Origin of the sequence: Paenibacillus spiritus (genome assembly GCF_008710135.1) — a bacterium.
GTDB classification, from domain to species: Bacteria; Bacillota; Bacilli; order Paenibacillales; family Paenibacillaceae; genus Paenibacillus_AQ; species Paenibacillus_AQ glufosinatiresistens.
In genome coordinates this window covers 67,662-80,364 of the sequence record NZ_VYKK01000005.1, presented here as the reverse complement: position 1 = coordinate 80,364, position 12,703 = coordinate 67,662, and the positions used below count along the sequence as shown (strand labels likewise).

9 protein-coding genes are annotated in these 12,703 nt (G+C 57.6%); all 9 read right to left on the bottom strand.

Annotated elements, in window-relative coordinates:
* Positions 1-86 precede the first annotated feature (86 nt).
* On the bottom strand, positions 87-848 hold the full coding sequence (locus F4V43_RS04890; RefSeq protein ID WP_223879798.1) for a carbohydrate-binding protein: 762 nt from the start codon (positions 846-848) through the stop codon (positions 87-89).
* A 296-nt stretch (positions 849-1,144) separates the two neighbouring features.
* A complete protein-coding gene (locus F4V43_RS04885) occupies positions 1,145-1,840 on the bottom strand; it encodes a DUF5050 domain-containing protein (RefSeq protein ID WP_191089478.1) in 696 nt (231 codons plus the stop codon).
* A 183-nt stretch (positions 1,841-2,023) separates the two neighbouring features.
* Positions 2,024-2,881 (bottom strand): DUF5050 domain-containing protein, encoded by an 858-nt coding sequence (locus tag F4V43_RS04880; protein WP_150457131.1) that lies wholly within the window; start codon positions 2,879-2,881, stop codon positions 2,024-2,026.
* Between the two features lie 176 nt (positions 2,882-3,057).
* Positions 3,058-4,122 (bottom strand): substrate-binding domain-containing protein, encoded by a 1,065-nt coding sequence (locus F4V43_RS04875; RefSeq protein ID WP_150457130.1) that lies wholly within the window; start codon positions 4,120-4,122, stop codon positions 3,058-3,060.
* Complete coding sequence (locus tag F4V43_RS04870; RefSeq protein ID WP_150457129.1) at positions 4,119-5,963, bottom strand: sensor histidine kinase; 1,845 nt, start codon at positions 5,961-5,963, stop codon at positions 4,119-4,121. Before F4V43_RS04870 ends, F4V43_RS04875 begins: the two co-directional genes overlap by 4 nt.
* Positions 5,964-5,966: 3 nt before the next feature.
* On the bottom strand, positions 5,967-7,610 hold the full coding sequence (locus tag F4V43_RS04865) for a response regulator (protein ID WP_150457128.1): 1,644 nt from the start codon (positions 7,608-7,610) through the stop codon (positions 5,967-5,969).
* Between the two features lie 243 nt (positions 7,611-7,853).
* A complete protein-coding gene (locus tag F4V43_RS04860; RefSeq protein WP_150457127.1) occupies positions 7,854-8,309 on the bottom strand; it encodes a GNAT family N-acetyltransferase in 456 nt (151 codons plus the stop codon).
* Between the two features lie 229 nt (positions 8,310-8,538).
* Positions 8,539-12,189, bottom strand: a complete 3,651-nt coding sequence (locus F4V43_RS04855; protein WP_150457126.1) for a dynamin family protein — start codon at positions 12,187-12,189, stop codon at positions 8,539-8,541.
* 245 nt (positions 12,190-12,434) lie between these two features.
* A complete protein-coding gene (locus tag F4V43_RS04850; RefSeq protein ID WP_150457125.1) occupies positions 12,435-12,701 on the bottom strand; it encodes an NAD/NADP transhydrogenase alpha subunit in 267 nt (88 codons plus the stop codon).
* Between the last annotated feature and the right edge of the window lie 2 nt (positions 12,702-12,703).

The following is a 12,703-nucleotide window of genomic DNA, read 5'->3' as shown; positions in this document are numbered from 1 at the left end:
CACATCCAGCCGAAAAAGGACCGCAAGAAGCGCTGGGCTTCCTGCGGTCCTCCGATCAACACGCCTTTTCTAGAGAAAAGAACGCATCAGTTCACGCTGTAATTGTGGCCGTAGTTGTTGTCCCAATACGTCTGGCCGTCTACCGTATAAGAAATGGCGTACTGGACATTGGTGGCTCCGGGAACGTTGAAGCTGTATGTCCAGTCTTCCACACTGTTGAAATTATTCAGGGAGTAGCCGTACGAGGCGTTCCCTTCATGCGTTGTAGCCCAGTTATCCGTAGTGTAGACTACTTTAACGTTCTTCACCGGGCTTAAGTTCTTCACATAGATATTGCCGCTGAACGCACCGTCGCTCAGCTTGCTGTTGGCGTTCAGCACGTTCGGCACCCCCAGAATGATGGAGGTCAGGGGATAGTTACTGTTCACTTCATTGTAGTAATTGGCCCCCCCGTTGTTGTCCCAGTAGGTCTGGTTGTTCACCACGTATTTAACGGCAAATTTCAGGGAATGCAGATTCTTCAGTTCCGTATGCTGCGCATTTGTAGAATCGTTGGTGTAAATAAGGAAGTGCCATTTCTCATGCGTGGAATCCGTCGGCCCTACATAAGACGCGCTTGCATCATACCAATTGACGTTATCCGGCGTATAATGGACCGTCACGCTCTTTGAAGCCCCGAGATTGGCCACTTCGATATCGCCGCTGAATCCTACGTAACCGTTTTTATAAATAACGCTGATATCCGAGTCGATCAGCTTGACCTCATTGCTGCTGGCAAAGGCCGATCCCACGAAAGACAGACTAAAAATCAGAGCAAGCACCATTAATCCAGCAAATCTCTTTTTCATTGCTTTCACAGTTCTCTCTCCTCTAATTTTAATTGGGTCTTACCTCCACGCGCCGACAAAGCCGACAAAGAACTTATTCGTTTAACCCGAGAAAACTTTGGCCTCCTTTCGTTCTTTCCAGAAAGATTTTGCACTTTCGGAAAGTAAATGATTGCCATAAATACAATAACTTTATCTTCATTTCATGTAAATAGTAAAAAAGTATGCTATTTATCCCCTGCAATGAATCGTATTTTGTCAAAAAAAGTCCTGCCTTGAAGGCAGGACTGCTTCCCGGACCCAATTTCAGCACCGGTTTATTTCAATTTCTCGATCTTGGAGCCGTCGCCCTTGCTGCGGTAAGTCTCATCGTCGCGAACGAAGTAGATCCAGTCTCCCGCCACTTGTTCCTCGGAGAAATCCCCGCTCAGGACTTCATCTTTGCCTGAGCCATCCAGCTTGATTCGGCTGATGACGGGATCGTCTTCCATCGTATCGGAATAATAGACCCACCCGTTTCCGGTCTGGAGCCAATCGGCCGAATCGTCCGTCAACTGCCGCTTGTTGCCGCCGTCCTGATCCATGACGAAGATTCCATCGTAATTGGTATAAACGACCGAATCCCCTTCAACGGCTACATCGAATATCGTATCATTATCAACCAGCTTGGTCAGATTCGTGCCATCTGTCTTGATGGAGAATAAATAATAATCTTCATCATCAATGAAATAGAGGGTATCCTTGCCCATCGCCAGTTCATCGGCGCCCTCGCTGTATACCATAATCTCGTCGGCTTCCCCCAGTTCTCTCTGGAGCGCTTCCGTATCAGCCAGGCTGTATTCTTTCTTATCTTTCTTCGAAGTAAAATTCTCTTCGTTTACCTTAACATGTATCGCTTTATTCGGATTGTACTTGATCTTTCGAATACTGCCATCGTCGTCTTTTACGTAATACAGCCACTTCTTGTCATGGACGATATCGTCACTGGTAGAGGCCACGGCCAGAATATCCAAGCTCAACTTCTCCTTCGGTGCCCATTTAGCCCGTGCGATGAAGTCGTCAAAACCCTCAAACCTCCAGACGTCCTTCGAATTACTCCCGCTATTCCCGCATCCCCCAAGCAGGAGTGCGGTCGCCCCCAGCAGCGTTACAGTCTTCTTTAGAAACATCTTCTTCTTCCCCTCTGCATCTTTTGTTTAATTTATTTTCTCTTCGCCGGTACCGTCTCCCTTGCACCGGTAAAGATCCTCGCCACGGTAGTAATAGATCCAGTCCCCCTTTACGTGCGGCTCGTCAAATTCACCGCTCAGGACATCCATCTTCTGTGAGCCGTCAATCTTTATCCGCTGAATAACCGGTTCATCCGCCATACTATCCGAATAATAAATCCAGTCATTTCCTGTTCCAACCCAATCAACACTTTCATCCAACAGCTGTTTGTGATCGCTGCCGTCCTTCTTAACGGCAAACAAACCATCCATCGTGGCGTATACAACCCAGTCTTCTGCCAGGTCCAGGTCCTCGACCACCAGTTCCTCATTAGTAATTGGGGTCAGATCCGTTCCGTCGGTTTTCATTGAATATATATTGTCTTCTTCGTCTTCATTGACAAAATAGAGTGTATCTTTGTCAAGCGCAAGATTACTGGCCCTGCCGTTGAAGAGGAGTATCTCGTCCGATACTCCCAGATCTTTTTGAAGAGCAGCAGTATCTGACATTAAATGCTTTTGCTTATCTTTCTTTGAAATGAAAGTTATATCTTTATATGTCACTGTTATTTTTTTATCGGGATTAAATTTTGTTTTCTTAATGCTGTCATCACTCGCCAAGTAATAAAGCCAATTCCCGCTGTTTATGACTTCTCCATAAGCATCTACAGCAGCTAAAAGTTCAATTTTCTTCTTCTCAGGAGGCACCCAGTTGTACCTCATGATAATATTGGACCCCAAATTATGATACAACCATAAGTCATTGGACTCGCCCCCGCTGTTGCCGCATCCCCCAAGCAGGAGTGCGGTCGCCCCCAGCAGCGTTACAGTCTTCTTTAGAAACATCTTCTTCTTCCCCTCTGCATCTTTTATCTGTATCTGCTATATTATAACTTTTGTCCCGGTTCTTTTCTATGCAATTTCTCCCATAATACTTTCGGTGTTTACATAAAAAGACGCCAGAAACCGGCGTCTTTTGAAAGCTGTTGATGAAGGACTGGGTCTTAGCACCCAGAAAAGGTTTAACGCACAAACGGGAATAGCAGCTTCTGGTTCTCGGGGTAGAGCATATTGTCAAGATCGATCAGCTTGGTTCCGGTATCGACGCGCTCCGGCACCCGGATGCCCTGGGCCGCTTCGGCGGCATGCTTGACGGCCAGATAGCCGTTGCTGAACGGATTCTGAATGACAGTCGCCTGGACGATGCCGTCCTGAAGCATCTCCAGCATGGAAGCCGAGCTGTCAAACGCGACCATGCGGATGCCGGCGCGGCCGCTCTCCATCAGCGCTTCCGCCGCTCCCTGGGAAGCCGTCTCGTTCAGTGCGGCGATGCCGCGCAGATCCGGATGCTTCGCCAGCATCAGCCGGGTCAGCTTCCGGGCTTCCTCTATATTGGAGGGTGTGTAGAAAATATCGACCACATGCACATCCGGGAACCGTGCCACATAGTCGAGAAATCCCTTCTCCCGCTCGCCGGCGTCCCGGGCGCCGTAATCAATGGAGCCTGAATGTGCCGCTTCCGGGTCCGCAGACTGCACCGTATCTCCGGTTCCTATGGAACCGGCCTGACTCTCGGAATTGGTGAAGTTCAGAATTCCGATCTCTCCGTGGCCCCCAAGCAGCTCCACAAGTCGTTCCGCCGACTTCTGTCCGGCTTCGTAGCTGTTGGAGCCGACATAGGTCGCCACCCGCGCCGAGCCGACTTCCGCGTCTACCGATATGACGGGAATGCCATAGTAAGAGGCCTTATCCACCACCTGCGCCAAGCCCATATAACTGCTCGCGGCCAGAATGATCGCATCGGCCTTGTCTTTGATGGACTGTTCCACCATCCCGATCTGACCGCTGACGTCACTCTCGGAAGCAGGGGCCTTGAAGGTGAGCTTGACATTGAATTCCTGGGCAGCGGCTTCCGCCCCCAGCTTGACGGTATTCCAATAGTCGCCCCGGCTCATCTTGACAATCATATGGATGCTGCGGGTCTTGTTGGTATCAATTCGGGCGGCGGGAGCCTGGAAGCAGGAGCTTAAACCCAGGCTCAGGAGGGCGACCAGAAGCAGCCCCAGCCGAAGTGTCCGGTACTTCATGAAGACTCCTCCTCCCGGCCCGGGTTCCCGCCCTCATCGCTGCGGACAGCCGGGAAGGTGACAGTCACCGTTGTGCCTTCCTCCAGCTCGCTCTCAAAGGACAGTCCGTATTCGCGGCCGAAGTACAGTATAATTCGTTCATTCACATTGCGTACACCGACCCCGGAGCCCGAGCCTGCCCCGGAATTCCCCGGATTTCTTGCCCCCCCTGTCAGGAGCCGGCTCATGGTCTCGCGGGACATGCCGAGCCCGTTGTCCGTCACCTGAATGACCACCAGTCCGTCGCGGACGGTGGCCCGGATCGCAATCCGCCCTTCATCGGGCATCATCTCGATGCCGTGGTAGATCGCATTCTCGACAATCGGCTGAAGAATCAGCTTGATGGTCTGGCAGCTCAGAACTTCTTCGTCCGCCTGAATCTCGTAGCGGAATTTGTTCTTGAAGCGGAAGCTCTGAATGACGAGGTAGTGACGGACATGGTCCAATTCTTCCTGAACCGTAATCACGTTCTTGCCCTTGCTGAGACTGATGCGGAAGAACCGGGACAGCGACTGTATCATCGTGACCACTTCTTCGTTTCGCCCCTGCTCCGCCAGACGGATCACAGAATTCAGCGTGTTATAGAGAAAGTGGGGATTGATCTGGGCCTGGAGCACTTCCAGCTCTCCCTTGCGCTTGGTCTCCTGCTCAAAGATAATCTGATCCATCAATTGACGAATCCGCTGCAGCATCAGATTGAAGCGTCTGGAGAGCTGCTCCACCTCGTAGGCTCCCCGGACATTGATGGAGGTATGAAGATCGCCTTCCCCTACTTGCTGGACGGTCCGCTCCAGCTTGGCAATCGGGCGTGCGATCCGCGCCGACAGCAGCACCGACACGACAATGGCGACCAGGCACACTGCGGCGAGCAGGCCGAGCAGATAACGGCTGAGGTCCCGGCGAGTCGTGATAATCTCGTCGTAATAGGCCACCCCGACGATCTTCCACCCGGTAGCCGCAAGCGTGCGGAGCGTAATCAGCCGCTTCTCGCCGCTGGCGCTGTCTGTGTAGCTCCGGTAGGTGTATTCCAATACCGGCTCGACGTTCTCGTATTTCAGTCCTGCATAGATCAGCTGCTGCTGCGGATGGTAGACGATATTGCCCAGTGAATCGAGAATGTAGGCGTATCCCCGCTTGCCCAGCTTGACCTGCCGGCTGAGCTGGTCGATGGTGCGGAAGTTGAAATCCACAAGCAGGATGCCTTCCTTCAGCACCCCTTGGTCGCGGTAATGCACCTTCTTGCTCAGCGAGACGACCCAGGTGTACCGGTTCTTGAACAGATTCTGGATATGAGGCGCGGAGAAGGAAATATCGGAATTCTTCTGCGGCGCATTGAACCAGCTCTGGTCATAGAGACGGGTATTGGACCGCATCGGCGTCTCGGGTACGTCGAGCACCAGATCCCCGCCGGGAGTGAACACGGCGAAGGACACGATATCCGCCCGGGATTCCAAAAGGGCGATCAGCCGCTCTTTCAGCAGAGTGGAGCCGATGGCATCGGTCTCGCCGATCTCCTGCTCGGCTTTTTCATAAATTCCGCGCATCCCTTCCACGTACAGATTGAGATTGTAGTTAACCTGCTCGATAATCTGCTGCATATTCAGCGTCGCATTCTGCTCCGCCGTCTTCGCGAACTTGTTATACATCAGCAGGCTGACCACTACCGCAGCGAGAACGGTAACCGCCGTGAAGGTCAGCGTAATAATCATCTGGATGCTCCGCAGCTTGGGCAGCAGCCGCCCCCCGCTTCCGGCTCTTCGGCCGGGACGGAAGGGAAAAAGCGGTTGACGGGATCTCGGCATGGCCTACCCCCCTCTGGCCTCGTTCTTATACTCCTTGGGCGACAGACCGTACTTCTTCCGGAAGCAGAAGCTGAAATAGTTGGGATCGGAGAAGCCGATGCGTTCCGCAATTTCAAAAGCTTTCAGCTCGGTCGACCGGAGCATCTCCTTGGCGGCCTCCAGCCGAATATGAAGCAGGTAGGCGACGAAGGTAGTCTTCGTCTCTTTTTTGAAGATGCTGCTGAAGTAACCGGTGCTGATATGAAGATGCTGGCAGACCCGGCCGACAGACATATCGGATTCGCCGTAATGCGCCTTGATAAACTCCTTCGCCTCGTCGATGAGCTGGCGGTAGCTGGACTGGCGTTCCTGCGCAATCTTGTCCATGAGCCGCAGGCAGACCTCCGCGATCCAGTCCCGGGCTTCAGCCATGTTGTTGAAATGGCGGACATCCGCCAGGGCGAGCAGCCCTTGGCCGAACAGCTCATTGGTCTCGGTTCCCGTCTCCTTCGCCACCCGCATAAGGGAAGTGACAATCTCCAGCAGGAAGATCTGGTATTCCCTCGCGGACGCCCGGCTGTCATCGAAGCCTCCGAACAGCTCGTCCAGCATTCCCCGCAGTTCCTGAACCGTACCCAGCTTGATCGTCCGGATGAACGCCTGCTCGGTCAGCTCGTCGAACACGGGCATCCGCTCATTCCGGGATTCCACATCCTCGATCCAGATGACACGGTTATTCCCCAGCAGCAGCCGGTAGTCGAGAGCCTGCACCGCTTCATCCAACGAGTCGTAGAATTGGGCGGGCGAAGTGCGAACGGTGCCCGTACCTGCCGTAACAGTCATGCGAAGATAGCGCTGGACATTGCTGCGAATCTCCTCCAGCATCTCCAGCGTTGCTTCCAGCAGATCGGAACCGCCCCCTGAGACTGAATGCGTCAGCAGGACCGCATCGTCGCGGTGAATGAACACCCGGCCCAGCTGGTGCTTGCGGCAGCTCTCTTCCGCTACATTGAGTACGGCAAAGAGCTGCAGATTCCGGTCGCCGGTGTCGCGGAGCGACAACCTCCCCCCCGGATCGTCCCCGGCTGTTCCCCGGATATGGTCCAGACGGATAACCGAGGACAGAAAGTGATTTCCTGCAAAGGAAAGGCCGAACTCGGCGCATTTCTCGTTGATTTCAGCCAGCCGCAGGCGGCGCGAAACCAGAGAGGACAGAAACTGCTCGCGCAGCAGCGGGAGGCTTTTGCGATAATGCTCGCTCAGCAGATGAATGTTCTCCTTCTCCGCTATCTCCGCCTCGATTGCCGTGCGGACTTTGGACAGCACCTCCACCAGCTCGGCGGCCGAGAAGGGCTTCAGCAAATATTCGTCAATCTGCAGCTTAATCGCCCGCTGGGCGTATTCGAACTCGTCATAGCCGGTCAGGATAATAATCTTCGTGCCGGGGTGATGGCTGCGAATCCATTCCGCCAGCTGAAGCCCGTTCATGAACGGCATTTGAATATCGGTTACCACGACATCGGGCTGCAGACGGTCAATGAGCTCGGCCGCTTCCCGGCCGTTCTCCGCCTGATCCACCACCTCGAAGCCGTGGGCGTTCCAGTCGATTCGGGAAGCAATGCCTTCCCGTACTTCCTCTTCGTCTTCCACCAAGATGAGCTTGTACATTAAGTCCTCCTCAAGACGCCGCCATCCGGGCTATCCGGCAATGGGCAACTGTCGTACACTTTCATGGGTTCGCTTTCATGGGTTCGCTTTCATTGTAAACAGGTTCCTTCCGTTTGCCAAATGAAAATCCCTCCAAACGGCTGCCGCCGTTTCATGAGGAGCCGGGAAGGTTAATAGACCCTTATGCGCAAAAAAAAGCCACCCCGTAAACGGGATGGATGATCGGCTGTGTATGGGCTACGGTTATACGGATTTGGAGAATCGGTATCCGTTCTGTTCAAAGCCGAGATGACGGTAAAAAGCATGGGCCGGCGCTTTCTCGACCCGGTTGCCGCTCCGCAGGAAAATCTGCGCGCAGCCGCGGGCTCTCGCCCACTCCTCGGCGGCTGCCATGAGGCGTCTTCCGAGGCCCTCGCCCCGATGCTCTTCCGATACGACAATTGCGGTGATCTCGGCCATATCCCGCTGCATGTAGTAAGATCCCACCCGGGTCAAGCTGACCATGCCGGCTGTCCGGCCGTCCAGCAAGGCAACCAGGGTTCCATGGTGATCGTCCTTCTCCGACGCTTCCATCCGTTCTTTCATAACCCCGAGCGTTGTCGGATAGCCGCAGCTCTTGACGAGCGATGTCACAGCCTCCAGATCGCAGCTTCGGCATTTGCGAATTTGCAGCGTCGCTGTCTGAATACTACTGTTCATTATCGTATACCTCCACTTTTAACAGGGAAGCCGTCCCATGGGCCGGCACCCGCGCTGGTTCCACGGATTCGGCCGGTTGAACCCGCCGCCATCCGTCGTCTATCCGGAGCTCCAATCCCCGCATGACGCATTCCATTCTTTTTCGGAAACTTTCATGCCTCTTTATTTTCTTCCAAGCTGCGGCAGATTGCAAGACTCTTCGACAAAATGTCTTAATTTACATGAGTACCTATCCTTTTGATAGCGCTTCCAGATCCTTTTCGCGGCTTTGCAGCTCGGCGGCCAGGGCTGTCCAATGCTCTCCCGATTCACCTCCCTTCAGCGTTGCCTCCATCGCCTCATCCTGCTCGGCCAGCATCTGACGAAGCCGGTCCGCCGCCCGCTTGAGCGCTTCCGAGGTCAAATTCCGGTAATGGTGCAGCAGTTCTCCGGCCGCTCCCTGCACGGCAGCCGCCAGCGCATTCTTCAGCAGCGGTTCGACCACGGACCGCAGCCGGTCCCGGCCGCCGCCCTCGAAGAAATGCCGCGGAGAGCGGAAGAGGCCTGTATAGGCGCTCCAGTCCACCGGTTCCAGTTCGGCCTTCAGCCCTTCCGGGGAGGGCCAGCATGCGTCCGGCTCCCGATCCGCCAAATCGGATGGGTCCAGGCCCAGCCGAAGCGCCTCTTCGGCGGCGGCTTCCGCCGCGAGTCGGCGTCCGGCCGCCTCCAGCCGAAGCGTCGTCGCCCAGAGTTCTCCCTCCAGCTCCCGCTGCGCCGTCCGCCACAGCTCCCGTCCGCTGGCCGTGAACAGCCCTTTCAGATGACCGCTCTCTTCCCGCAGCAGCGACGGATGGAAAGATTCCTGAAGCATGGCGCCGAACTTGAAGCCGATGCGTTGGCGCACATGATACAGAAGCTCCTCGCCTTCACGGCCAAGGGCCGCCAGCGGCATCTCTTCGCAGGCCAGCTTCCGCAGCCCGGCCTCGGCTTCGCTCCGCCAGTCTTGTCTCCGCCGAAGCTCCTCTTCCCGCTCGGACGCATTCCGTGAAGCCAGAGCGGCCCATTCCTCTACCCTTCGGCGGGTGGAGGACAACAGCGAGGAAGCCGCTCGGAGAGACAGCGCGGGCAGCTCCTCGCCGGCAAACCGCATCAGTTCTTCTTGAAAGCGGTCGAAGCGCGACGCTTCCCGGGCAGCCTCTTCGCCCGGCCGGCGTCCCTGCAGAGCCAACAGGCTCGACAAAGCGTAAATCCTTGGGGCGATCAGACCGGCAGTCCGCAGTTCGGTCCGCACATGCTCTCCGACCGCATCCAGCTCCTCCTCGTCCGATGCCAGATCGGAGGCGTTGATAATGAAGAACATTTTGTCGAGGGCGAAGCTGTCCTTCACCCGGCCGAGCTGGGCGAGAAGCGCCCGGTCGGCTTTGGAGAAGGCGTGGTTGTAGTAGGTCAGGAAGACAATGGCATCGGCTTCCTTCATATAACCGAAGGTGACCCCGGTGTGCCGGGCATGCAGCGAGTCCGCTCCCGGCGTATCAACCAGCACGATGCCGCCTTCCGTCAGCGGGGAAGAATAATAGAGATCGATCCGCCGGACGAAGCAGGCCTTCGTCTCGTCGGCGACAAGTCCCCGGTATTCGTCCAGGTCAACGGTCCGCACGGACCCGAGCAGACCGCGCGACGCTTCCCATCCGGCTGCGGCGGCCCGCAGGAAGCCGATATGCGGCAGCGCCGAAGGGTGCAGGCCCCGGCCCTCCAGACAGGCGGCTGTCTTCGGCCATTCCTCCGGGTCCGGCTCGCCGAGCTCCAGTACGGAGAAGGAATGCCGAAGATCGTCCCGGAACTCGTCCGCCGTCTTCATGGCTACGGCGGCTGTACCATGCACATACCCGCCTTCCGGCGCCAGGATGCGGGTGACGGCAGCCGTGGCGGGGTGAGGCGACACGGGCAGCACGTCTTCGCCGAGCAGAGCGTTGGCGAAGGAAGACTTGCCGGCGCTGAAGGCGCCGAACAGCGCGAGCGTGAAGCGGCCGCCGGCCAGGCCGGCCGCCCGCTCCGCCAGGCCGCGCGCCCGCGGCGCCAGAGCCGGCTCGCGGCGCAGCCGCTCTGCGGCGGCGTCCAGCACCGCTGCGGCGCTGCGCAGCCGCCGGCGCGGTGCGTCCGGCTCCGCGCCGCCGCGGCGCGGAGCCGCCGGCGCCGGAGCCGCGGCCGTACGCCGCGGCTCAGCGGGCTTGGGCGCGCCGTCCGGCGCGACGCGCGGCGGGGTCACCCCCGGCAGGACGCCGGGGGTAAGGGCGAGCGGCGCGGGGGTCTGCGCCGCCAGGGCGTCCGCGCGCGCCTTCGCCGCGCGGTCCAGGGCGGCCAGCGTCTTAGCGGCCGCCAGCGCCTCGCCCGCGGCCGCAGCGCGGGCCGAGAGGGCCTCCCGCCGCTCGGCCACAAGTGGCGGGAGACCCTCGAGCGCCTCGTCCGCGAAGCGGAGCGCGGACTTGCGCGCGGCGGCGCGGATATCCGCCGCCAGTCTCTGGCAGAGGTTCAGCAGCCCTCCGCCCGAGGAGGGCGAGCCCGGCGGCACGGCAGCCGCCACCGCGTCCTTGTCCCAGACGGGCAGCGGCGCCTCCCGGGCCGCCTCCGCGGCTTCAGGGAGTCCTGTCTCTGCCGTCCATTCCGCAAGCAGTGCCCGCACATGCCAGTCCAGCGCCGCCCGTGTCGTCTCTGACCAGTCCGCGGCAAGCTCTTCCAGCCGGCGCTCCCGTTCACGCTCCTTCTTGGCCGCTGACGGCAGCAGTCCGACACGGAAGCCCGGTCCCAGAGTCTCCGCGTACCGGCCCACCAGCTCGCGCAGAGCGGCCGGCATCAGATTGGCACTCTCCAGCAGAGTGTCCAGCCGCTGCCGCAGACGGCCGCGGGATTCGTCTTCAAGATTATCCAGCCGCTTCCCCTCTGCCTCAAGTTCAGCGGCCTCCTCTTGAAGCTCTGCCGACGTTCTCCCGCCGGTCATCGATTCCAGGGGCTCCCGCTGCCCGGCTTCTTCCGATTGGAACCGTTCCTGCATGGCCTGAACCGTATGCTGGACCGACCGGGATACGCTGTAGGCCAGCAGTTCCCGGCGTTCTTCCAGAAGCTTGGCAATCAGCGCCGGGAGCTCCCGCCACTGGCTGAGCGGGTGATCCTTTGGTTTCAGGGAAGTGGTCAGCAGACCGGCATAGCGGATGCCCCAATCCTTGAAGGCGCTTTCCACTTGCAGCCGGTACAGACCGGCGTCAATCTCGTCCGCCCGGTGCTTGTCGATCTGGTTCACGATCAGGTATAGCGGTTTGCCCCAATCGCTGAGACTTTTGGCAAAAGCCAAATTGTCTTCCGATTGAACATGGTTATAGTCCATACAGTAGAAGACGACATCCGCCAGATGCAGCGCCGAACGGGTCGCTGAGCGGTGTCCGTCGTCGGTGGAATCCACGCCTGGCGTATCCAGCAGAACGCCGTGCGCGCCCAGAAGCGGCACCTCAGCCCAGACCTCAATGGACTCGTACCGGCCGCCGTCCCGGCATAGCTCCGCCAGACGCTCCGGCGTCGTCTCGAACGGCTGGCCCTTGCCTTCCTGAAGCCTCGGATAGACCACCACCCGCGGAGATCCGCTGCGGATTGCGACGACATTGGCGCTCGTCGGAACCGGGCCCGCAGGCAGAACGGTGCTGCCGCAGAGCGCATTAATCAGGCTGGATTTGCCTGCCGAGAAATGGCCGCAGAACGCCAGTGTCAGCTCTCCGTCCGCCAGCTTACCCGCCAGGTCCCGAAAGATGTCCGCAGCCTCCGGATTCCCCTGCTCTTCGCTCCACTGCGCAAGCGATTTCAATAGTTCTTGTGCGCTGCTGTCCGTATGCTTCTCCACCCGTTCCGCTTCCATGGATTTGCTGCCACCTTTGCGATGAATTCAAGAGCCCCTTTAATATGAATCCATTTTATCACCAGATTGCCACAATTTAAAGCAGGAAAGCGCCGCTGTCCGCAATCCGAGCATTCTTTGAAGAAACCCAACGTCAAACAGCCGGACGGGGAATCCGTCCGGCTGTTTGACGCGGCCGCTGCTCAAAACGACGAGCGGCGCGGTCATCTGTTCGGGTAGTACGCTCTCTGAATGAAAGAATCCGTCTAGGCAATCTCCAGCGCCGGAAGCAGAATCTCAAATACTTTGCCGTGCTGCAAAATCGTCAGACCACGGGTCTTGTCCTTCATGACCACCACTTCAGGCTTCTGGGCCATCCGTTCCAGGTAGTGCTCGGGCACGTCGCCGGAATGGCTGATTGTAATCCCTTCGACTTCCTGCTCTTCGTTCTCCTCCAGCGGGCTCTCCACAACGCGGTCGAAAATATCGGAGAACAGCTCAAAATTGTTCGTGTAGACCGAAATGCACTTCATTC